This window comes from Streptomyces rugosispiralis (assembly GCF_024505145.1).
In the GTDB taxonomy this organism is placed as follows: Bacteria; Actinomycetota; Actinomycetes; order Streptomycetales; family Streptomycetaceae; genus Streptomyces; species Streptomyces rugosispiralis.
The window spans coordinates 196,296-217,452 of record NZ_JANIAA010000008.1; the positions used below are offsets into that span (position 1 = coordinate 196,296).

Annotated in this window: 18 protein-coding genes and 2 tRNA genes; 8 read left to right on the forward strand and 12 right to left on the reverse strand. The window is 70.5% G+C overall.

Features of this window, described 5'->3' with window-relative positions:
- The first annotated feature begins 97 nt into the window (after positions 1 to 97).
- The 3 genes from NP777_RS16095 to NP777_RS16105 are packed head-to-tail and all read left to right on the forward strand — an operon-like array spanning position 98 to position 2,987.
- Entirely contained in the window at positions 98 to 1,042 is a 945-nt protein-coding gene (locus NP777_RS16095; RefSeq protein WP_256650821.1) for a hypothetical protein, read from the forward strand.
- A gap of 51 nt (positions 1,043 to 1,093) precedes the next feature.
- The gene (locus tag NP777_RS16100) at positions 1,094 to 2,086 is read left to right on the forward strand and encodes a hypothetical protein (protein WP_256650822.1); all 993 of its coding nucleotides are present in this window, start codon (positions 1,094 to 1,096) and stop codon (positions 2,084 to 2,086) included.
- A gap of 58 nt (positions 2,087 to 2,144) precedes the next feature.
- Positions 2,145 to 2,987: a hypothetical protein gene (locus NP777_RS16105; protein WP_256650823.1), complete on the forward strand. Its 843-nt coding sequence runs from the start codon at positions 2,145 to 2,147 to the stop codon at positions 2,985 to 2,987.
- A 107-nt stretch (positions 2,988 to 3,094) separates the two neighbouring features.
- Here NP777_RS16105 and clpX read toward each other — a convergent pair whose 3' ends face one another.
- From clpX to NP777_RS16130, 5 genes are all read right to left on the reverse strand, one after another.
- Entirely contained in the window at positions 3,095 to 4,381 is a 1,287-nt protein-coding gene (gene clpX, locus NP777_RS16110; RefSeq protein WP_020871331.1) for an ATP-dependent Clp protease ATP-binding subunit ClpX, read from the reverse strand.
- Between the two features lie 181 nt (positions 4,382 to 4,562).
- Positions 4,563 to 5,219: an ATP-dependent Clp protease proteolytic subunit gene (locus tag NP777_RS16115; RefSeq protein ID WP_256650912.1), complete on the reverse strand. Its 657-nt coding sequence runs from the start codon at positions 5,217 to 5,219 to the stop codon at positions 4,563 to 4,565.
- 61 nt (positions 5,220 to 5,280) lie between these two features.
- On the reverse strand, positions 5,281 to 5,883 hold the full coding sequence (locus NP777_RS16120; RefSeq protein WP_166483499.1) for an ATP-dependent Clp protease proteolytic subunit: 603 nt from the start codon (positions 5,881 to 5,883) through the stop codon (positions 5,281 to 5,283).
- A gap of 289 nt (positions 5,884 to 6,172) precedes the next feature.
- Positions 6,173 to 7,609 (reverse strand): trigger factor, encoded by a 1,437-nt coding sequence (tig, locus tag NP777_RS16125; protein ID WP_256650824.1) that lies wholly within the window; start codon positions 7,607 to 7,609, stop codon positions 6,173 to 6,175.
- 155 nt (positions 7,610 to 7,764) lie between these two features.
- Positions 7,765 to 7,841: transfer RNA gene (locus NP777_RS16130), tRNA-Pro, on the reverse strand.
- Between the two features lie 179 nt (positions 7,842 to 8,020).
- Between NP777_RS16130 and NP777_RS16135 the strand changes: the two genes are divergently transcribed.
- Positions 8,021 to 8,094 (forward strand) — tRNA-Gly (locus NP777_RS16135).
- Positions 8,095 to 8,226: 132 nt separating this feature from the next.
- Here NP777_RS16135 and NP777_RS16140 read toward each other — a convergent pair.
- Entirely contained in the window at positions 8,227 to 8,421 is a 195-nt protein-coding gene (locus NP777_RS16140) for a hypothetical protein (protein WP_256650825.1), read from the reverse strand.
- Positions 8,422 to 9,037: 616 nt separating this feature from the next.
- On the opposite strand from NP777_RS16140, the gene NP777_RS16145 reads away from it, so the two are divergent.
- Positions 9,038 to 10,219, forward strand: coding sequence for an acyltransferase family protein (locus NP777_RS16145; RefSeq protein WP_256650826.1), 1,182 nt, complete (start codon positions 9,038 to 9,040; stop codon positions 10,217 to 10,219).
- Between the two features lie 126 nt (positions 10,220 to 10,345).
- Here the strand turns inward: NP777_RS16145 and NP777_RS16150 are convergent, their stop codons facing one another.
- From NP777_RS16150 to NP777_RS16160, 3 genes are all read right to left on the reverse strand, one after another.
- Entirely contained in the window at positions 10,346 to 12,877 is a 2,532-nt protein-coding gene (locus tag NP777_RS16150; protein ID WP_256650827.1) for an ABC transporter permease, read from the reverse strand.
- On the reverse strand, positions 12,874 to 13,692 hold the full coding sequence (locus NP777_RS16155) for an ABC transporter ATP-binding protein (RefSeq protein WP_256650828.1): 819 nt from the start codon (positions 13,690 to 13,692) through the stop codon (positions 12,874 to 12,876). Before NP777_RS16155 ends, NP777_RS16150 begins: the two co-directional genes overlap by 4 nt.
- A gap of 216 nt (positions 13,693 to 13,908) precedes the next feature.
- On the reverse strand, positions 13,909 to 15,051 hold the full coding sequence (locus tag NP777_RS16160) for a PP2C family protein-serine/threonine phosphatase (RefSeq protein WP_044575252.1): 1,143 nt from the start codon (positions 15,049 to 15,051) through the stop codon (positions 13,909 to 13,911).
- Positions 15,052 to 15,179: 128 nt separating this feature from the next.
- Here NP777_RS16160 and NP777_RS16165 point away from each other — a divergent pair, with 128 nt between their 5' ends.
- Positions 15,180 to 16,412 (forward strand): GNAT family N-acetyltransferase, encoded by a 1,233-nt coding sequence (locus NP777_RS16165; protein WP_256650829.1) that lies wholly within the window; start codon positions 15,180 to 15,182, stop codon positions 16,410 to 16,412.
- A gap of 31 nt (positions 16,413 to 16,443) precedes the next feature.
- Here NP777_RS16165 and NP777_RS16170 read toward each other — a convergent pair whose 3' ends face one another.
- Together NP777_RS16170 and NP777_RS16175 are read right to left on the reverse strand one after the other, a co-directional pair.
- A complete protein-coding gene (locus NP777_RS16170; RefSeq protein WP_256650830.1) occupies positions 16,444 to 17,253 on the reverse strand; it encodes an Fpg/Nei family DNA glycosylase in 810 nt (269 codons plus the stop codon).
- A complete protein-coding gene (locus NP777_RS16175) occupies positions 17,253 to 17,741 on the reverse strand; it encodes a ribose-5-phosphate isomerase (RefSeq protein ID WP_256650831.1) in 489 nt (162 codons plus the stop codon). Before NP777_RS16175 ends, NP777_RS16170 begins: the two co-directional genes overlap by 1 nt.
- 181 nt (positions 17,742 to 17,922) lie before the next feature.
- Here NP777_RS16175 and NP777_RS16180 point away from each other — a divergent pair, with 181 nt between their 5' ends.
- The gene (locus tag NP777_RS16180; RefSeq protein WP_256650832.1) at positions 17,923 to 19,395 is read left to right on the forward strand and encodes an amino acid permease; all 1,473 of its coding nucleotides are present in this window, start codon (positions 17,923 to 17,925) and stop codon (positions 19,393 to 19,395) included.
- Positions 19,396 to 19,732: 337 nt separating this feature from the next.
- Here the strand turns inward: NP777_RS16180 and NP777_RS16185 are convergent, their stop codons facing one another.
- On the reverse strand, positions 19,733 to 20,515 hold the full coding sequence (locus NP777_RS16185) for a class II aldolase/adducin family protein (protein WP_256650833.1): 783 nt from the start codon (positions 20,513 to 20,515) through the stop codon (positions 19,733 to 19,735).
- Positions 20,516 to 20,869: 354 nt separating this feature from the next.
- Between NP777_RS16185 and NP777_RS16190 the strand changes: the two genes are divergently transcribed.
- Positions 20,870 to 21,088: an RICIN domain-containing protein gene (locus NP777_RS16190; RefSeq protein WP_256650834.1), complete on the forward strand. Its 219-nt coding sequence runs from the start codon at positions 20,870 to 20,872 to the stop codon at positions 21,086 to 21,088.
- The last annotated feature ends 69 nt before the right edge of the window (positions 21,089 to 21,157 follow it).

A 21,157-nucleotide genomic window follows, 5' to 3' on the forward strand; every position in this document is an offset into this window, starting at 1 on the left:
GGCCTTCCGTTACGAACCCGTTGTGGCCCCGGCGCCGAGGCGCCAGAGGGCGTCGGGAAGGATGTTTGGTACCTGTCATGCGCATAAGGAGAGGCACATGAGCCATCAGCAGCCGCCGCCGCAGCCCGGCCCTTATGGGAGCCGGCCTGGGCCGTACGGCGCCGGTCAGCCTCCCGTGCCCAATCCGTACGCGCAGACGCCCGGTCCCTACGGACAGCCGCCGCAGCCGCCCCAGCAGGGCTACGGCTACCCCGGGCAGCCGCAGGGCCGGCCAGGCCCGTATGGACAGCCCGCGAACCCTTACGGTCAGCCGCCCCAGCCGCCCCAGCCGGGCCCCGCGCCCCAGCAGGGCCCGGGGTACTACGGCGGGCCCCAGACGCCGCCGCCCCCGGGACCGGCGGCCGGTGGCAACGGTAAGGGCAGGAAGGTGGGGCTCGCGGTCGGCGCCGTGGTGGTCGTGGCGGCACTGGGGGCGGGGGCGTTCGCGCTGTTCGGCGGCGGCAGCGGCGGCCCGTACAAGCTGACCACGCCCGCGACCGTGGCCTCGGACTACCAGCGCCAGGGCTCGGGCACGGACGACAGCGATCTGTCGGCGGCGGGCCGGAAGGACCTCCAGCAGGTGCCGGTGGTCAAGGACCCGCATCTGGTGGCGGCCGACTACCAGACCTCCGGTAAGGAGATGCTGAAGTTCACCGGCGTCTGGGGCGATGTGACCGACCCGGAGCGGGGCGCGGACCTCGCGCTGGCGGTCATCGTCAAGACGCTGCAGGACAACGGCACCGCGCAGGCCAAGGGCAGCCCCCGGACGTTCTCTCCGGACGGCTTCGACGGAGACGTCCTGAAGTGCCAGTCCATGAAGTTCACCTCGGATCAGGGATCCATGGAGGCCCCCGCGTGCGTCTGGGGCGACAAGGACACCCTGGGCGTCACGGTCATGGCGGATCCGGCGGCCGCGGTGCTCGGTGGTGGCATGTCCCTTGAGGACGCCGCCGGCATCACGGCCAAGGTGCGCAAGGACGCGCGCGTCGAGATCGACGGCTAGCCCGCGGCCGGCGCACAGCAACAAAAGAGCAGTTTCTAACGAGGGATGAAAATGAGCTACAACCAGCCGGGCCCTTACGGTCAGCAGCCCCAACAGCCGGGTCCCTACGGACAGGGTGGAGCGGCCGGCCAGCCCGGCTACGGCTACCCGCAGCAGCCGGGTCAGCCGGGTCCCTACGGCCAGCCGCCGCAGCCGCCCCAGCAGGGCTACGGCTACCCCGGGCAGCCGCAGGGCCAGCCGGGCCCCTACGGGCAGCAGCCGAACCCGTACGCCCAGCAGCAGCCGTACGGCCAGCCGGGCATGCCGGGGCCGTACCAGCCGGGCCCGGGTCAGGGCGGCGGCAACAAGAAGGGCCTGGCGATCGCCATCGGCGCGGTGGTCGTGGTGGCCGCGGTCGTCGGCGGCGTCCTGATGTTCAAGAGCGGGGACGACGGCGGTGGCGGCGGTAAGGTCACCGACGACGGCAAGCGGTACAAGCTCACCACCCCCACGACGGTGGCCGGGGAGTACACCAAGGAGTCCTCCGGCAGTGGCGGCGGGTTCACCTCCTCGGACGCGGAGGACTTCAAGAAGTTCGGCGTCGACAACCCCGAGCCCGTGAGCGGGGAGTACAAGGCCGGCGAGGGCATGAGCGTGAAAAAGCTCCAGCTGAACGGGGTCTGGGGCAAGGTGAAGGACCCGGAGGCGGTGGTCGACGGCGCCTTCGCGAAGATCGCTCAGGAGGCCGAGAAGGACTCCTCCACCAGCAGCGGGATGAAGGCCGAGCTCGTGGGCAGCCCGGAGACGGTGACGCCCAGCGGCTTCGAGAACGCCGTCATGAAGTGCCAGAACACCAAGTTCACCCCGACCGGGGACTCCGGCTCCAGCGGCATACCCGCCAAGGGCTTCTCGATCCCGATCTGCATGTGGGGCGACCACAGCACGGTGGGCTATGTGATCGTCTCCGACGCGGCCGCGGCGCTGTCCGGCAAGAGCATGTCGCTCGACGACGCCGGTGACATCACCGCGAAGGTCCGCAACGACGCGCGCGTGGAGATCAAGTAGCCGAGCGGGCCGCGCAGTTCGCAGGCCACAGCCGATCCGGAGGGGGACCCCCACAGCCATGAGCCACAACCAGCCACCGCCACCGGGGCCCTACGGCGGCGGACCCGGCCCGTACGGGGGCACCCAGCCCAATCCGTACGGCGGGGGGCAGCAGCAGCCCGCGGAGCCCAACCCGTACGCGCAGACGCCGGGGTACGGCTATCCGCAGGCGCAGCCCCCGCAGGGCTACGGCTACCCGCAGCAGGCGGGACCCTACGGCCAGCCGCCCTACCCCGCGCCGCCCGCGGCCGGCGGGGGCGGCAACCGCACCAAGATCATCGCGGTGACGGTGGCCGGGCTCGTGGTGGTGGGCGCGATCGTCACCGGCACCGTGGTGCTGTCCGGCGGCGACGAAGGACCGAAGGCGATGAAGCTGGTCACCCCCAAGAAGCTCGCCGACGGCACCTACACGCTGGACAAGGGCACGGACGACCTCGACAACGAGGGCACCAGCGTGCAGGGCAGCATGCCCGAGGGCGCGACCTCGGTCCTGGCCCAGTACAAGCGGTCGGACGACGACAATTCGGGGCTCGCCTTCTCCGGGATGTACGGCGACATCAGCGACCCGGACACGGTCCGCGACGAGATGTTCAAGGGCTTCGAGGGCGGCGACGGCTCCCCCACGGTGGAGCGGAAGCGCAAGCGGTTCCAGCCGGAGGGCGCTGACGGCCCGTCGGTGGAGTGCGAGGTGGTCAAGCTCTACGACCGCGTCTACGCCCCGGCCTGCGTCTGGGCGGAGGAGACGGACGCGGCGATGGTGCTCGACGTCAACGCGGAGAACACCTCGGCGTCCGACGCCGACATGGAGTCCTTCGCCAAGGTGACCGCGGGCATCTACCAGGACACCCGCAAGCCCGCCTGAACCGCCCGTAAAGCGGCCACAGGGCGCGTACGACACGAAGAGGGCCCCGGGGAGACCGGGGCCCTCTTCGTACGCCCTCAGCGGGGCGGCTACGCGTGCGGGTGCGGCTACGCGCTCTTCTCGTGCCGCTCGCCCGGCTCGGTGCCGCGGGTGCGAGGCACCAGCGTGGGGTTCACATTGGAGTGCACGACGTCCTCGGTGATGACGACGCGGGCCACGTCCTTGCGGGAGGGCACCTCGTACATCGCCGACATCAGCACCTCCTCGATGATCGCGCGCAGGCCCCGGGCCCCGGTGCCGCGCAGGATCGCCTGGTCGGCGATGGCCTCCAGGGCCGGGCGGTCGAAGTCCAGCTCCACCCCGTCGAGTTCGAACAGCCGCTGGTACTGCTTCACCAGGGCGTTCCGCGGCTCGACGAGGATCTGCAGCAGCGCCTCGCGGTCGAGGTTGTGGACGGAGGTGATGACCGGGAGACGGCCGATGAATTCCGGGATCATTCCGAACTTCACCAGATCCTCGGGCATGACCTCCTGGAACTGGTCGCTCGCCTCGATCTCGCGCTTGGAGCGGATCGTGGCGCCGAATCCGATGCCCTTGGCGCCCGCCCGCGACTCGATGATCTTCTCCAGACCGGCGAAGGCGCCGCCCACGATGAACAGCACATTCGTGGTGTCGATCTGGATGAACTCCTGATGCGGGTGTTTCCGGCCGCCCTGCGGCGGCACCGACGCCGTGGTCCCTTCCAGGATCTTCAGCAGCGCCTGCTGAACGCCCTCGCCGGACACATCGCGGGTGATCGAGGGGTTCTCGCTCTTGCGGGCCACCTTGTCGATCTCGTCGATGTAGATGATGCCCGTCTCGGCCTTCTTGACGTCGTAGTCGGCGGCCTGGATGAGCTTCAGGAGGATGTTCTCCACGTCCTCGCCGACATAGCCCGCCTCGGTGAGCGCGGTGGCGTCGGCGATGGCGAAGGGGACGTTGAGCATCCGGGCGAGGGTCTGCGCGAGCAGGGTCTTGCCGGAGCCGGTGGGGCCGAGCAGCAGGATGTTGGACTTGGCCAACTCGATGCCGTCGTCGCGGTTGTGGCCGCCGTTCTCGCCCGCCTGGACGCGCTTGTAGTGGTTGTAGACGGCGACCGAGAGGGCCTTCTTGGCGGCCTCCTGGCCGACCACATAGCCCTCGAGGAATTCATAGATCTCGCGCGGCTTGGGGAGTTCCTCCCAGCGCACTTCGGAGGTCTCGGCGAGCTCCTCCTCGATGATCTCGTTGCAGAGATCGATGCATTCATCGCAGATGTACACACCCGGGCCCGCGATGAGCTTCTTCACCTGCTTCTGGCTCTTCCCGCAGAACGAGCACTTGAGCAGGTCGCCGCCGTCACCGATGCGTGCCACGAGGTGCTTCCCCTTCGCCTTGGCTCCGCTTTGCTCCGCGGAACCGGGTGCTTGCGCTGCGCTTTCTGCTTCTTTCCCGTGGGCCGGGGCCCTCAGCCCTCTACGACGGTACCTTGCCGGGCCCCCGGTTCGGGCCCCCCTTGGACCTACTCGGTCCAAGGGGGGTGTTTCCACCGAAGATTCAGCCGAGACCGACCGAGGTCTTACGGGTGGAGACGATCTGGTCCACAAGACCGTACGACAGGGACTCCTCGGCCGTGAGGATCTTGTCCCGCTCGATGTCGTCGCGGATCTTCTCGATGGGCGTCGTGGAGTGCTTGGCCAGCATCTCCTCGAGCTGCGAGCGCATCCGCAGGATCTCGTTGGCCGCGATCTCCAGGTCGGAGACCTGACCGCGCCCGGTCTCACTGTACGGCTGGTGGATCAGCACCCGGGCATTGGGCAGCGCCATCCGCTTGCCGGGCGTCCCGGCGGCGAGCAGCACGGCCGCGGCGGAGGCCGCCTGGCCCATGCACACCGTCTGGATGTCGGGCTTGACGAACTGCATCGTGTCGTAGATGGCGGTCAGCGCGGTGAACGAGCCGCCGGGAGAGTTGATGTAGACCGAAATGTCACGGTCCGGGTCCATCGACTCCAGGCACAGCAGCTGCGCCATGACGTCGTTGGCCGAGGCGTCGTCGATCTGGACGCCCAGGAAGATCACGCGCTCTTCGAAGAGCTTGGCGTACGGGTCGTACTCGCGGATGCCCTGGGAGGTGCGCTCGACGAAACGCGGAACGACATAGCGGGATTCGGCCATCGGGCCGTTGTACAGGCCGCTGCCGGGGAAGTTGCTCATCTGGGTCTTCACCATCCTGTGGCGATCTGGGGGCTGGAGGTCGGCTACGGGACGGCGGGCATCAGGCCCCGGTGCCGCCCCCGCCCGGAACGCTGGAGGCGGACGTCATGACGTCGTCGACCAGGCCGTACTCCTTGGCCTCCTCGGCGGAGAACCAGCGGTCGCGGTCGGAGTCACGGACGATCTGCTCAACCGTCTGACCGGTGTGGAAGGCGGTCAGCTCGGCCATGCGCTTCTTGGTGTGCAGCAGCCGCTCGGCATGGATCTTGATGTCCGAGGCGGAACCCGCCAGACCCGCGGAGGGCTGGTGGATCAGGATCTCGGCGTTGGGGAGCGCGAAGCGCTTGCCCGGAGTGCCCGCGCTCAGCAGGAACTGGCCCATCGAGGCGGCGAGTCCCATGGCGATGGTGACCACGTCGTTCTGGATGTACTGCATGGTGTCGTAGATCGCCATGCCGGCCGAGATCGAGCCGCCCGGGGAGTTGATGTAGAGGTAAATGTCCTTTTCCGGATCGGCGGCGAGCAGGAGCAGCTGAGCCGTGATCTTGTTGGCGATGTCGTCGTCGACCGGCTGGCCGAGGAAGATGATCCGCTCGCCGAGCAGCCGGTTGTAGACCTGGTCGCCGAGGCCACCGACGGTCGGCTCGCCGGCGGCGGAAGGCATCGTATTCGTCACGTATCCACCTGCTCGTCTCTGACGGCTTACTGGCCGTCTCAGCGTCTTCTTCTGGGGTGCGGGGGCCTGGCCGCCAATGTGGCCGGCGGGCTCGCGAGACTCCCCTGCCCTCGTATCTACGGACCCTAACGCGCTGGTCGGCGGGCGCCATCCCGCATCAGGAACTGTTCGCTCTGAGCGCATGTCCCGGCGCCGGACCGGCGTCGCGGAACACGAACGGGCCCGGACGCGCGCAGACGTTCGGGCCCGTTCGTACGGGCTGTGGAGCGGACCGGGATCAGCTCTCGGCCTTCTCCTGCTTCTTCTCGGACTCCGCGGCCTCCTCGGCGGCCTCCGCCGCGGCCTCGGCGGGCTCCTCGGCGGTCTCGGAGGTGGCCTCGACCGTCTCGCCGGTCTCGTCCTCCTCGTCGTCCAGGTCCACCGTCTCGCCCTTGTCGTCGACGACCTTGGCGGCCTCGACCACCACGGCCAGCGCCTTGCCGCGGGCGACCTCGCCGACGAGCATCGGCACCTGGCCGCCCTCGACAACGGCCTGGGCGAACTGGTCCGGGCTCATGCCGGAGGACTGCGCACGGCGCATGAGGTGCTCGGTGAGCTCCTCCTGGCCGACGGACAGCTGCTCCTTGTTGACCAGCTCGTCGAGGACGAACTGGGTGCGGATGCCCTTCTCGGCCTGCTCCTTGAGCTCGGCGTCGAACTCCTCGGCGGTCTTGTCCTGCATCTGCAGGTACGACTCGAGGTTGAGACCCATCTGGCCGAGCTGGTGGTGCTCGAGGTTGTGCTTACGGGTGTTGATCTCGTCCTGGAGGAGCTTCTCCGGGATCGGCACCTCGACCAGCTCGAGCAGGGCGTCCAGCACCTTCTCCTGGGCCTGGGTGGCCTGGTCGAACTTCTTCGACCGCTCCAGGCGCTTACGGCTGTCGCCGCGCAGCTCCTCGAGGGTGTCGAACTCGCTGGCCAGCTGGGCGAAGTCGTCGTCGAGCTCGGGCAGCTCACGGGCCTTGACCTCGGAGACCTTGACCGAGACCGCGGCCTCCTTGCCCTGGGCGGAGCCGCCCTTGAGCTCGGAGGTGAAGGTGGCCTCGCCACCCGCCTCCAGGCCGGTCACGGCCTCGTCGATGCCGTCCAGCAGCTCGCCCGAGCCGATGGTGTAGGTGACGCCGCTGGCGACACCGTCCTCCAGGACCTCGCCGTCGACCTTGGCCTCGAGGTCGATCACGACGATGTCGCCCTCGGCGGCGGCGCGCTCCACCGGGCTGGTGGTGGCGAAGCGCTCCCGCAGCTGCTCGACGGACTTGTCGATGTCCTCGTCCGAGACCTCGACGGCGTCGACGGTGACCTCGATGCCGGAGTAGTCCGGGATCTCGATCGCCGGGCGGATGTCCACCTCGGCGGTGAAGGTCAGCAGCTCGTTGTCCTTGAGCTCGGTGATGTCGACCTCGGGCTGGCCGAGCGGGTTCAGCTCACCCTCGTTGACCGCGTCGGTGTAGAACTTCGGGAGCGCCTCGTTGACGGCCTCCTCCAGCACGGCGCCACGACCGAACCGCTGGTCGATGATGCGGGCCGGGATCTTGCCCTTGCGGAACCCAGGCACCGTGACCTGCTGGTTGATCTTCTTGTACGCCGCGTCGAGGCTGGGCTTGAGCTCCTCGAAGGGCACCTCGACAGTGAGCCGAACCCGGGTCGGGTTCAGGTTCTCCACGGCGCTCTTCACGGTTCGGTCTCCTTGGGGGCTGACGTGTGGTGTTCAGCTGCGGTGCGCTGTCGCGTCGCAGCGGATTCGCGTCCGGTTAAAAAGACACAGACACGCAGCTTGCATAGTAACCGCAAGCATGACGGGCCCCACAACGCGATCTTGACGTCTGTGGATGGTCGGGGTGGCCGGATTCGAACCGACGACCTTCCGCTCCCAAAGCGGACGCGCTACCAAGCTGCGCCACACCCCGTCGGTGCGACACGTAGGGTACATGCCCGCGGACGCCCCGGCTGCCGGTTATTCGACTGGTGGGCAAGGGTGTGCGGGGAACGGTCGAGAACCGCTACGATGCATGCCATGCCGCGATCCGGGCGATCATGCCTGGGCGGAGGTGTCCGGGAGACCGGTGCATCCGTGTACGCGGCGTGTGCGGGCGTAGCTCAATGGTAGAGCCCCAGTCTTCCAAACTGGCTACGCGGGTTCGATTCCCGTCGCCCGCTCCATGGCTTTCGGCCCGGCCCGGGGAGTTCCCGGGGCCGGGCCGTTCGCTTTTGCGCACACTCACGCGCGTCCGGGCACCCGCTCCCCTGGACGCGGGGGCGGATGCCTTGGGAGTCGATGCCGGGGGTCGGCGATCAGGGGTTGATGTCGGCGATGGCCTGGGCGGCCGAGTCGAGGAACTTCTGGATGTCCGGCGCGATATTGGACGAGGCGAGCAGGAACCCGAAGAGGATCGCGACCAGGGCCGGTCCCCACTTGATCCGGCCATTGCGGATCATGAACACCAGGATGATGCCCACCAGCAGCACCAATGACAGGGAAATGGCCACAACATCCCACCCTCGGTCGCACACGTCTCACAGGCCCCGGAAGCACGCGACCCCGCACACCCCCGCAGCCACCATCGTGCCATCAACTCCCGCCGCTCAGCAGTGGGGTGGAGCGATAAACGGTCACATGTGCACACGGCGCCCACCCCTCCGGTACCCGGCCGGTAACCGTTCATTCAAAGAGTTGCGGGTGACGCTCCCCACAACTCGGTGGGCCGCCCGGCCGATGAATTCCGATCACCCCGGACGGCCTCGGGCAGGAATTCGGAATTCACTCGGCGGTCACTCGGCGGGGTGACAAAACATCAATGAATCAGACATTCCGCCAGAGCCTCCTGCGGGGCATATGCCCCAATTAAGCGGGATGAAAGCCATCAGAACGGACGGTCCCTGCCCGGATATCAAATGATCGCATCGCTTTGTCGACTCCTCGGTCGACTTACCGGGGGCGACTATCGGCCGCGATACGAAGACTATGAACGCAAAGCAAACTGAACGAGGTTTTACGCAATACAGGTTTCGGCGCTATCGTGCCTCAGATGTTTCACGCTGCCATGACTCCCCCACGCGCAGTGAGGTGCCGGGTGGTCTCCCCCAGTTCCTGGTGGGAGGGCCTGTGACCAACTCCCTGCGCCCGCACGGTTATCAGCGGACCCCGCTCCCCCAGGAGGCGGCGCCCACTCCCCCCTCGCCGCGGACCGAAGAACCAGGGCAGCAGGCGACCGCCCCGCCAGCTGCCTCCCCCGCCGGGCAGCAGCCCAAACAGCGGGACGCGTTCTTCGACAACGCGAAGTACCTCGCGATCGTGCTGGTCGCGATGGCCCACTCCTGGGAGCCGCTCACCGACGGCAGCCGCACCGCGGAAGCGCTGTACATGGTCGTGTACACCTTCCACATGCCGGCCTTCATCCTGATCTCCGGCTACTTCTCGCGCAGCTTCGACATGCGGCCGGACCGGCTCAAGCGCCTGATCACCGGCGTCGCGGTGCCCTATGTGATCTTCGAGGTCGCGTACACGCTGTTCAAGCGCTGGGCGGACGACGATCCGACGTACGACTTCAGCCTGCTGGACCCCTGGTACCTCACCTGGTTCCTGATCGCGCTGTTCGTATGGCGGCTGACCACTCCGATCTGGAAGCTGGTGCGCTGGCCGATCCCGCTCTCGCTCGCGGTCGCCACGCTCGCGGCGGTCTCACCCGACATCGGCGACGACCTGGACATGCAGCGGCTGCTGCAGTTCCTGCCGTTCTTCGTCCTCGGCCTGTGCATGAAGCCCGAGCACTTCCAGATGATCCGCCGCCGCTCGGTGCGGATCGCGTCGGTGCCGATCTTCGCGTGTGCCTTCGTGTTCGCCTACTGGGCGGCGCCGCGGATGAGCTCGGCGTGGTTCTACCACCGCGACAGCGTCCAGGAGCTGGGTGCGCCGCCGTGGACCGGCCCGGTGATGACGCTCGCCCTCTTCGGCTGCTCGGTCGTGCTCGTCGGCTGCTTCTTCGCCTGGGTGCCGCGGCGCCATATGTGGTTCACGGTGCTGGGCGCCGGGACGCTGTACGGCTATCTGCTGCACGGCTTCCTGGCCAAGGGCTCGCGGTTCTGGGGCTGGTTCGACGAGTACCAGTGGCTGCACAAGCCGCTGGGTGAGATCGCGGTCACGATCATCGCCGCCACCGTGGTCACCGTGCTGTGCACGCCACCCGTTCAGCGCGTCTTCCGCTTCGCCATGGAGCCGAAGATGGCCTGGGCCTTCCGTAAGGACCCGGCCGAACAGGCCCGCGGCCGTACGACGACGGCGGCCTAGCGCGCCAACGGCGCCACGGCACGAAGGGCTGGACCGCGGATCCCCACGGGCCAGCCCTTTCTCTTCTCCCCACGAGCCGGCCTTCTCGGCTCGGCTGCGGCTCATCCACCCCTCAAGCCTTACGGCTCACGGCTTCGGTGTCGTACGGCGCAGCGCCGCGCGGGCCGGGAGCGCGGTCGCCGCCAGGCCCAGCGCCACGACGGTCCCCGCGAAGCCCGCGTAGGTGAGCGGCGGGACGTACGGGTCCTCGCCGGTCAGGCCGCGCGCCATCGGCACGAGCGTGGCCATGGCGATCGCCGTGCCCAGACCGATCCCCGCCGTGGCCACCAGCAGCGCCTCCCAGCGCACCATTCCGAGCACCTGCCGCCGGGTGGTGCCGATCAGCCGCAGCATGCCCAGCTCGCGGCGGCGGTCCAGCACGGTCATCACCAGGGTGTTTACGGCGGCGACGGCCGCGAAGCCGCCGAGGACGGCCGCCATGACGGTGTTGGCCCAGGCGCTCAGCCTCCGGTCCTCGTCCTGGGCCGCCGCATAGCCGTCCCGGTCGGTGACGTCCTCGCCGAGCCGTCGGCCGAGCGCCGCGGCGACGGCCTTACGGTCGGCGCCTTCGGCGTCCCGCACCAGCACATCGCTGTCGTACGCCGACGTCACATGGCCGGACAGCGCCGTACGGGGCAGGGTGAGCTCGGCGATCCCCAGCCCGCGCCCGTAGATCGCGACCACGGTGGGCGAGATCCTCGTGCCGTCCGGGAGGTGGAGGGTGAGCCGGTGGCCGATCCGGGCATGGGCCGCCTTCGCCAGCAGCCCGTCCACGGCCACCCGGCCCGGCCCCAGGGCGTCCAGGCGCCCCTTACGGACGTCGAGGTCCTGTACGGCCGCCAGGTCGCGGCCGCTCCCGGAGACGCCCTGCGCCGACGCGGTGCGCAGCCAGCGGCCGTCGCCCGAGCCCACCGGGACCAGCGCTCCGGTGCGCAGCAGCCCCACGGACGCGGCCACGCCCCGTACGGTGGCGGCGCGGGCCGCCGTACCGGACGGCAGCCCGTCCGGGGCGGAGATCACCTGGTCGGCCACGATGCCCGCCCGCCGCTGGCCGGCGCCCGCGTGGTCCTCGCTGGTGTGCATGAAGACGAGGGTCGAGGCGAAGGCCATGGCCAGCACGATCGGGGTGATCGCCGAGGCCAGGCGGCGGGCGTTGGCCCGGCTGTTGGCCGAGGCCAGATGGGCCGGCGCCGGTCCGGCGCGCAGCGGCAGGCCGATCAGCCAGGCGCACAGGCGGGCGATCACCGGGCCGAGCAGGGCCACGGCGAGCATGAAGAGCATCACGACCCCGAGGGCGGCGTTGGCCGCGTCGTCGCCGGAGGCGGAGGCGGCGACCCCGGTCATGATGATGCCGCCGACCAGGGCCGCGAGGCCGAGGACCGTACGGATCACACCGGGCCGCAGCCGCTCCACGGCCGCCTCGCCGAGCGCCCGCCCCGGCGGGATCCGCGCGGGGCGGCGGGCGGCCATCAGCCCCGCCAGGAGCGAGGTGAGGAGGCCCGCCCCAACGGCGACGAGCAGCGGGATCCAGGAGATGGCGAGCTCCACGGGCGCGGGGACGGCGCCCTTCTCCTCGAGCTGCCCGAACCACCAGCGGGCGAGCGCGCATCCGGGCAGCAGGCCGACCGCGCCCGCGAGCGGGGCGACCAGCAGCGCCTCGGCCGCGATCGAGCGGCGGATCTGGCGCGGGGTGGCGCCGATCGCCCGCAGCAGGGCCATCTCGCGGCCACGCTGGCCCACGGAGAGGGCGACGGTGCCCGCGGTGGTGAAGACGGCGACAGCGGTCGCGATGCCGCCGAAGGAGCCGCCGAGCGCGATGAGCATCTCCTTGGCGTTGGCGAGCGAGGGCTCCTCGATGGCACCGCGCCCGTCGCCGGTGTGCACCCGAGGGGAGTGCGCCGCGCCCTTCACGGTCCGCTCCAGGTGGGCGGCCAGCCGGTCGGGACCGGTGCCGGTGCGGGGTCGCACGAGGATGGCGTCCACGGTGCCGGGGTGGCCGCTCAGCGCACGGGCCCGGCGGTCGGTGAACCACGCCGTAAGGCCGTCACCGTCGGCGCCGCCCGCCTTACGGGTCACACCGGAGACCCGGAAGGTGTGGCGGCCGTCCGGCGCGGTCACCGTGATCCGGCCACCGATGCCGGTCCCCGCCGCACGGGCGGCCGCGGGGCTGAGCACCGCCTCGTCCTCCCGGGGCGCGGCGCCCGAGCCGAGTGCCGCCCCCGTGAAGGGCGCCGCGCCCCAGCCGTGGCCGGTGAGCGCCCCATGGGCGGTGCGCAGCGGGAAGGTCACGTCCGGTGCGGCGGCCGCGGCACCGGGGGTGCGGGCGGCGGTGGCCACCAGGGAGGCGTCGAGCCGGGCGCGGTCGGGGACCTGCTCGGACTCGTCCGAGCGGCCGTCGCCGTGGCCGATGACGTAGCGCACCCGCTGGTCGGCGGCGATCACGACCGGGGCGCTCGCGTAGCGCTGCGGGGGTACGGAGGCCCGTAGCCCGGTCTCCAGCAGGATGCCGCAGGCGGACACGATCGCCGCGGCCATGGCCAGGGCGACGAAGGTGCCCGCGAAGGCGGACGGTTTGAAGCGGACGGCGGCGCGGGCCAGTCCGTTGGTGAGCGGCCTCACCGGGCCCCCTCGGCGGCCCAGGCGCCCGCCAGGGCCGGGGTGCGGGCGGTGAGGCGGCCCATCCGCTCGGCGATCTCGTGTGCCGGGGAGCGGAGGAGCCGGTCGGCGATCGCGCCGTCGGCGAGGAACAGCACGCGGTCGGCGTAGCTCGCGGCGACCGGGTCGTGGGTGACCATCACGACGGTCGCGCCCAGCCCGTCCACGGCCTGCCGCAGGAGGGTGAGCACCTCGGCGGCGGTGTTGGTGTCCAGGGCGCCGGTCGGCTCGTCGGCGAAGACCACGTCGGGGCGGGTGACCAGGGCGCGGGCGATGGCCACCCGCTGCTGCTGGCCGCCGGAGAGCTCGCCGGGCCGCCGCCTGGCCCGGTCCCCCAGGCCGACCTGGGCGAGCACCTCATGGGCCCGGTGGCGGTCGGGGCGGGCGCCCGCGAGGCGCATCGGGAGCAGCACGTTCTGCTCGACGGTCAGGGAGGGGAGGAGGTTGAAGGACTGGAAGACGAACCCGAGGCGGGCGCGGCGCAATGCGGTGAGCTTGTTCTCACTCATTCCGGTGATTTCGGTGCCGCCGAGCTTGACGGTCCCGGCGGTCGGCCGGTCGAGCCCGGCGGCGCACTGCAGGAATGTCGACTTGCCGCAGCCGGAGGGGCCCATGACGGCGGTGAAGCTGCCATGGGGAAGGGCCAGGTCGATGCCGCGCAGGGCGTGGACGGCGGTGCGGCCCCGGCCGTAGCGGCGCTGGACGCCGTGGAGTTCGATGGCATGGGCGTGGTGCGGGGCCGGTGCCGCCGCTGTCTGTCGCCGCTTGCGCAGCCCCATGGTGGTGACCCTTCCGAGGAGTTCGCCCGATTCCCCTCGAACGTACGGATCACGGCCCCTCGGCAGCCATGACGGCCACCGGCGTATCCGGGGTGGGGCTAACCCCCGCCGGGCGGTCCGAGCAAGCCGTAAGGCGCCACGGGACAGCCCGGCGCGGCCGCGAGGCGACCGTATCGGCTGCGGGAAGACGCCCCTGCCGACGGCCGCGAGACGCCCTTACTGGCGGCAGATCAGCAGCAGGGCGCGGTCGTCGTTGACGTCCTTCGCGACCGTCTCGATCAGATGCCAGGCCGCGCCGTGGAAGCCGGAGCCGACATAGCGGTCCGCCTCGCCGGTGAGGCGGTCGATGCCCTCGCTGATGTCCCGGTCGGCGGTCTCCACGAGGCCGTCGGTGAAGAGCATCAGGACGTCGCCGGGCCGCAGCGTGCCCTTGGTGGGGTCGAATTGGGCGCCGTCGTAGACGCCCAGCAGCGGGCCGTCGGCGGACTTCTCCTCCCACTTGCCGGTGCCCGCGCTCAGCTGGAGCGCGGGCAGATGTCCGGCGGAGAAGAGCTCGAAGTCGCCGCTGTCGAGGTCGAGGACGAGATGGATGGAGGTCGCGAAGCCCTCGTCCCAGTCCTGGCGCAGCAGATAGCCGTTGGCGGCCGGGAGGAAGCCGTGCGGGGGCAGGGAGCCGAGGAGGCCGCCGAAGGCACCGGAGAGCAGCAGGGCGCGCGAGGCGGCGTCCATGCCCTTGCCGGAGACGTCGGTGAGGACGACCTCGAGGGTGCGGCCGCCGCCGGTGCGGGCGGCCACGACGAAGTCGCCGGAGAAGGACTGCCCGCCGGCCGGGCGCAGCGCCATCTCGCGGTGCCAGCCGCGCGGCAGGTTGGGCAGCTTGCTCTGGACGCGGATGCGCTCGCGCAGGTCGAAGAGCATGGTGCCGCCGCGCCGCCAGGGCACCCCGACGCGGCTGCGGAACTGGGCGATCAGCAGACCGAAGAAGCCGACTGCGGCGACGACCAGGATGGTGCCGGGGGTGACCCGGGAGGAGGCGTCCTCCTCCGTGTACGGGCCGAGCACGGCGGACTCCACGATCAGGGCCGTGGCGGCCGCCGCGTACAGGGCGAGGAGGCTGGCGGGGCGCAGCAGCAGCCCGCCCGCGACGATGGGCAGGACGAGGGCGGACGGGGAGCACCAGTCGGGCTGGGCGATGGTGCCTCCGGCGATGGCGGGGACGCCGAGGAGCAGCGCGGTCAGGGCGAGCCGGTCGGAGCCCTCACCTCGGAAGTAGTCCACTCCGGCTTTGCGCACGCCAGTGCGAGCCCGGTGCAGAACTCTGCGCATCCGGGCCCACGGAGTGTCCACGCCGCCAGTCATTGCATCGGGACCCTACCCACCCGTTCGGACGCGCGTCGATTCGTGGCGCGTTGAACCACCCAGCCAGGGGGGCAATCGTAAGCGAAATTCGTTCGCGTGTACGGGAAACGGCTGCTAGGGATGGGAATATGAGGACTGAGCTGCGCGTGCTCGACCCATCGATTTGGGATGATTGGTACGGAAAACTGGTACTCGCGTTCGGCGGAGTTCCCGAAGCGCCGGAGGAATCCGCGCTCTGGCGGGAGTTGACCGAATGCGAGCGCTCGATCGGCGCCTGGGACGGTGCCGACATCGTCGGCACGGCCGGGCTGTTCAGCTTCCGGCTGTCGGTCCCGGGCGGCGGGATCGTTCCGGCGGCCGGGGTCACGATGGTGAGCGTGCAGGCCACGCACCGGCGGCGCGGGGTGCTGCGGGCCATGATGCGGCGGCAGTTGGACGACATCCGCGCGGCGGGCGAGGAGCCGCTGGCCGTTCTGACCGCGTCGGAACCGGACATCTACGGACGGTTCGGCTATGGCGCGGCCACACAGGCCGCCTACGCCGAGATCGACACCACCCGGGTGCGGCTGACCGTCCCCGAAGGCGCCGACGCCGTACGGCTGCGCGCCGTGCCCCTGGAGTCCGCCGTCGAGGCGTGCGAGGCCGTCTACGCCCGGCGGGTGCGCACCCGGCCGGGCATGCTGGAGCGGATCCCCGGCTGGGAGCGGGTGCCGCTGCTGGACCCGCCGGCGGACCGCGAGGGGGCGTCCCCGCTGCGCTGTGTGCTGGCCGAGTCGGGCGGCGAGGTCAGCGGCTACGCACGGTTCGCGGTCAAGCCCGACTGGGATCTGGCCGGGCCGAAGGGCACGGTCGTCCTGCGCGACCTGGAGGCCCTGGACCCGGCGTCCTACGCGGCGCTGTGGCGCTTCCTCTTCGACCTCGACCTGACCTCGGTGATCCGGACCGGCTCCCGCCCGGTGGACGACCCCTGGCAGTTCCTGGCCTCGGACATCCGGCGGTGCGCCGTAAGGCTGCGCGATTCACTGTTCGTCCGCCTGGTGGACGTGGGGGCCGCACTCGAGGCCCGGACGTACACCACGCCCGTGGAGACCGTCCTGGAGGTCACGGACCCCTTCTGCCCCTGGAACGAGGGGCGCTGGCGGCTGAGCGGCGACACCAAGGGCGCCTCCTGCGAGCGCACCGACGACGCTCCCGATCTGCGGCTCGGCGTGCGGGACCTGGGAGCGGCGTACCTCGGCGGCGTCTCGCTGGCGGCGCTGGCGGGTGCGGGGCGCGTCCAGGAGGCCCGTCACGGCGCCCTTACGGAGGCCACGACCGCGTTCGCGTCCCCGGTCGCCCCGTGGCTGCCCCACGGCTTCTGAGAGCTCAGGCCCGCCGGCAGTTTCTGAGGGCTCAGGCCCGCTGGCAGTCGGGGCACCAGAAGAGATTGCGGGCGGCGAGATCGGCGGTGCGGATTTCGCCACCGCAGATATGGCAGGGCTGTCCGGCGCGCCGGTAGACATAGACCTCGCCGCCGTGGTCGTCCACGCGCGGCGGGCGGCCCATCGCCTCGGGGGTGTGCTCGGGGCGGACGGTGTCGATCCGGTTGTTCCGCACCCCCTCGCGCATCAGCGCCACCAGATCGGCCCATATCCCGTCCCATTCGGCGCGGGTCAGGGCACGGCCGGGCCGGTAGGGGTCGATCCCGTGCCGGAAGAGCACCTCGGCGCGGTAGACGTTCCCGACCCCGGAGATCACCTTCTGGTCCAGGAGCAGCGCGGCCACGCTGACCCGGCTGCGGGAGATCCGGGCCCAGGCCCGCTCGCCGTCGTCGGCCGGGCGCAGTGGATCGGGGCCCAGCCGGTCGTGGATCACCTGCTTCTCCCCGTCGGTGATCAGGGCGCAGGCGGTCGGGCCGCGCAGATCCGCGTACCCCTCGGGGTTCGCCAGCCGCAGCCGGACGGTGTCGGTGGGCGGCGGGGCGGGGGCCGGGCCGAAGGCGTACGTACCGAAGAGCCCCAGGTGGACATGGACCCAGCCGGTGGCCGCGAAGTCCAGGAAGAGGTGCTTGCCGTGCGCCTCGGCGTGGTGCAGCGGCTGGCCGTCGATCAGCCCGGCGCCGTCGGCGAACTTCCCCTGTGGGCTGGCGGCCCGGACGGGCCGGCCGCCGAAGGTCTCGAGGTGATCGGCGGCCAGCCGGTGGATGGTGTGCCCTTCGGGCATCAGTCGCCTTGCGGGTGGTGGGCCGGGATGGGCGGCAGTTCGCCGGTGGTCTCGTAACCCGTGAGCATCTCGATACGGCGGGTGTGCCGCGCCTCGCCCGAATACGGGGTGTTCAGGAAAATCTCGACGAACTTGGTGGCCTCGTCCTGGGTGTGCATCCGGGCGCCGACGCTGATGACGTTGGCGTTGTTGTGCTCACGGCCCAGGGACGCGGTCTCCTCGCTCCAGGCCAGTGCCGCGCGCACCCCCTTGACCTTGTTCGCCGCGATCTGCTCACCATTGCCGGATCCGCCGATGACGATGCCGAGGCCCTGCGGGTCGGCGGCGGTCCGCTCCGCGGCGCGCAGGCAGAACGGCGGGTAGTCGTCCTGGGCGTCGTAGATGTGCGGGCCGCAGTCGACGGGGTCGTGGCCGGCCGCTTTGAGCCACTCCACGAGGTGGTTCTTGAGTTCGAAACCGGCATGGTCGGAGCCGAGGTACACGCGCATGCACCGAGTGTGTCATGGCCGTGTGGCCCTCGCCGCTCAGGGTAGGCATCGCATAAATCTCTGTAATGCCAAAGAACCTCATGAAAACCTCAAGTAACAATCCGGATTCAAAGGTTCAACTGGCCGACCTCCTGAGATTCACTGGCGTCGCTCGTAACGCGAGAGCAAAGGAATCGAGCACATGAGCGCACAACCTGCGACCACGCCGGAGCAGCAGCGGCCCCCCGGCGACCCGGGCTCGCCCGACGGCCTCAAGGCGGGACTCAAGAACCGCCATCTTTCGATGATCGCGATCGGCGGCGTGATCGGCGCCGGCCTCTTCGTCGGCTCCAGTGCGGGTATCGCCAAGGCCGGTCCCGGCATTCTCATCTCGTATGCGCTGGTCGGCCTCATGGTCGTCTTCGTCATGCGGATGCTCGGCGAGATGTCCGCCGCCAATCCCACCTCCGGCTCCTTCTCCGCCTACGCCGACCGGGCGCTCGGCCGCTGGGCCGGTTTCTCCATCGGCTGGCTGTACTGGTTCTTCTGGGTCGTGGTGCTGGCGGTCGAGGCCACCGCCGGCGCCAAGATCCTGGAGGGCTGGTGGCCGGCCGTCCCGCAGTGGGGCTGGGCACTGATCGTGATGGTGGTGCTCACCGCGACCAACCTGGTCTCGGTCGGCTCCTACGGTGAGTTCGAGTTCTGGTTCGCCGGGATCAAGGTCGTGGCGATCGGCGCGTTCATCGTGGTCGGCGGGCTCGCGGTGTTCGGGCTGCTGCCGCATTCGGACAACGAGGGCGCGGGCCTGGCCCACCTCACCGACCACGGCGGCTTCCTGCCGAACGGGCCGGGCGCCATCCTCACCGGTGTGCTGCTGGTGGTCTTCTCCTTCATGGGCAGCGAGATCGTCACCCTCGCGGCCGGTGAGTCCGAGGACCCGCAGCGGGCGGTCACCAAGGCCACCAACAGCGTGATCTGGCGTATCGCGGTCTTCTACCTGGGCTCGATCTTCGTCGTGGTCACCCTGCTGCCCTGGGACGCCAAGGCGATCGCCGACAAGGGCAGCTATGTCGCGGCGCTCGACTCGGTCGGCATACCGCATGCCGGCGACATCATGAACGTGATCGTGCTGACCGCCGTGCTCTCGTGTCTGAACTCCGGCCTCTACACCGCCTCCCGCATGGCCTTCTCGCTCGGCCGGCGCGGTGACGCCCCGGCCTCCTTCGCCCGCACCAACTCCCGTGGCGTCCCGCAGGCCGCGATCCTCGGCTCGGTCGTCTTCGGCTTCGTCGCGGTGTGGTTCAACTACCAGTGGCCGGACACCGTCTTCACCTTCCTGCTGAACTCCTCGGGCGCGGTCGCGCTCTTCGTATGGCTGGTGATCTGTTTCAGCCAGCTGCGGATGCGCGGGATGATCCTGCGCGAGAACCCCGAGAAGCTGATCGTCCGGATGTGGCTCTTCCCGTATCTGACCTGGGCGACGATCGCGATGATCTCGTTCGTCCTGGTCTACATGCTCACCGACAAGGACGGGCGCGAGCAGGTGATCCTGTCCGCGCTGGTGGCCGTGCTCGTGGTGGCCCTGGCCCTGGTCAAGGACCGCCTCACCGCCGGCCGCTCCGCCGCCCCCGCCGCCGCCTCGGAGCCCGCGCCGAAGGAGCGGGCGACCCCGTAGGGACGCGCTCCGCTGATTCTGATTCCCCTGTGCCCCCGGGTGGCGGCCGGTCCCGGGGGCGCGAGCCGGAACCGGCGAGCTGAACCCCGCAAGCCCCCGCCGGGCCCCCGCGCGAGCCATCCGCGCGGGGGCCTTTGCCGTGGCGGCCGCTTTAGGGGTCCTTGCACTATGAGCGCCCGATAAGGTCGCGTGGTCTGGTGCCGTACATCGCAAGGCGCCGGAGCGCCCTCGTGGCGGAGCCACATGGGCGTTTCGGCAACGCGGCGAGGTGCGGTGCCAGGCCTCGCGACCCGGGCGGGCATAGTGCAAGGACCCCTTTAGGCCTGATCCGCCGGTCTCAGTCCCGGTAGTCGGGCGCGACGCGCTCCACCAGGCGGAGGAGGGCGGACCAGGCGAGGGCGTACGCCTGGTCGTCCTGGAAGTCGGAGCCGTGGTCCTCGCCCGAAAGCTGGCGGGCGGTGAGCTCGCAGATGTCCGGGTGGGGCGTGGTGAGCTTCGCGCCGCCCGCCATGGCCGTGGTCTGGATCTCGCACGCCTTGTCCAGGTAGTACATCCGCAGGAACGCCTCGCCCGGGGTCTCGCCGACGGTCAGCAGACCGTGGTTGCGCAGGATCAGCGCGGGGTGGCCGGCGAGGTCGGCGACGAGGCGGCGCTGTTCGGCGAGGTTGAGGGCGACGCCCTCGTAGTCGTGGTAGCCGACCCTGCCGTAGAACTCCATGGAGATCTGGTTGAGCGGAAGCAGACCGTCCGCCTGCGCGGCGACGGCACAGCCCGCCTTGGTGTGGGTGTGCAGGACGCAGAGGGCGTCGGGGCGGGCGGCGTGGATGGCGCTGTGGATGACGAAACCGGCGGGGTTGACGGGGTGCGGGGTGTCCTCGACGGGCCGGCCGGAGAGGTCGACCTTGACCAGGTTCGACGCGGTGATCTCCGCGAAGAGCAGGCCGTACGGGTTGATCAGGAAGTGGTGCTCGGGCCCGGGGACGCGGGCGGAGATATGGGTGAAGATCAGGTCGGTCATCCGGAAGTGGTCCACCAGGCGGTAGACGGCGGCGAGTTCACGGCGCAGCCGCCATTCCTCGTCGAGGGGCGCCTGGTCGGCGCGGTGGGGTGAAGCGGACACGGTGCGGACTCCCTCGGGAACGGGGTGACGTCAGGGGACGGTTTCCCCACGCACACCTCTTGTCACCGGCCGACCTGGTCCACAGAATCCTTCGGAGACCAGCTACGACCCATATCGCGAACATGGTTCGACATATCGAATGGGAGTGGTTCCTGATGCGTCTCGTCCTCCGCCGCCTCCGCCGCCCGCCGCGCTCATCCCGCCCCGAACGGCCACGACCGCGGCCCAGGCGCCTGGCCGGGGCGCTGCTGGCCGGGCTGCTGACCGCCACCGGGGTGGGCCTCACCGGGCTGGGCACCGTCGCGTACGCGGCACCCTCGGCCGGCGCCGCCCCAGCCGCCGATGCCGCCGCCGATGCCTCCCCCGCCGCCGGAACCCCCTTGGCCGCCGCCCCGCAGATCGACGTACCCGCCGCGCCCATGGGCTGGGCCTCCTGGAACAGCCTGGCCAGCCAGCGTCCACCAGGGGTCCGGCCGCTGCCTGGACGCCTACGACAACGGGACGGGGGACGGCACCCGGCTGGTGCTGTGGAGCTGCCACAGCGGTGCCAACCAGCGCTGGGCCCTCACCTGACCCTCTCGTGCCACGGATCGGCAGGGCCCCCGCGCGAGTCGACCGCGCGGGGGCCCGTTTTCCGCCTGC

What these genes read in the sequence shown, in the direction of transcription:
- NP777_RS16100 (WP_256650822.1), top strand. Translation starts at nt 1,094, where the DNA reads ATGAGCTACAACCAGCCGGGCCCTTACGGTCAGCAGCCCCAACAGCCG.
- NP777_RS16190 (WP_256650834.1), top strand. Translation starts at nt 20,870, where the DNA reads ATGCCTCCCCCGCCGCCGGAACCCCCTTGGCCGCCGCCCCGCAGATCG.
- NP777_RS16175 (WP_256650831.1), bottom strand. Translation starts at nt 17,741, where the DNA reads ATGCGCGTGTACCTCGGCTCCGACCATGCCGGTTTCGAACTCAAGAAC.
- NP777_RS16095 (WP_256650821.1), top strand. Translation starts at nt 98, where the DNA reads ATGAGCCATCAGCAGCCGCCGCCGCAGCCCGGCCCTTATGGGAGCCGG.
- NP777_RS16155 (WP_256650828.1), bottom strand. Translation starts at nt 13,692, where the DNA reads ATGGGGCTGCGCAAGCGGCGACAGACAGCGGCGGCACCGGCCCCGCAC.
- NP777_RS16160 (WP_044575252.1), bottom strand. Translation starts at nt 15,051, where the DNA reads ATGACTGGCGGCGTGGACACTCCGTGGGCCCGGATGCGCAGAGTTCTG.
- NP777_RS16105 (WP_256650823.1), top strand. Translation starts at nt 2,145, where the DNA reads ATGAGCCACAACCAGCCACCGCCACCGGGGCCCTACGGCGGCGGACCC.
- NP777_RS16115 (WP_256650912.1), bottom strand. Translation starts at nt 5,219, where the DNA reads ATGAGCAACTTCCCCGGCAGCGGCCTGTACAACGGCCCGATGGCCGAA.
- NP777_RS16165 (WP_256650829.1), top strand. Translation starts at nt 15,180, where the DNA reads ATGAGGACTGAGCTGCGCGTGCTCGACCCATCGATTTGGGATGATTGG.
- NP777_RS16170 (WP_256650830.1), bottom strand. Translation starts at nt 17,253, where the DNA reads ATGCCCGAAGGGCACACCATCCACCGGCTGGCCGCCGATCACCTCGAG.
- NP777_RS16180 (WP_256650832.1), top strand. Translation starts at nt 17,923, where the DNA reads ATGAGCGCACAACCTGCGACCACGCCGGAGCAGCAGCGGCCCCCCGGC.
- NP777_RS16120 (WP_166483499.1), bottom strand. Translation starts at nt 5,883, where the DNA reads ATGCCTTCCGCCGCCGGCGAGCCGACCGTCGGTGGCCTCGGCGACCAG.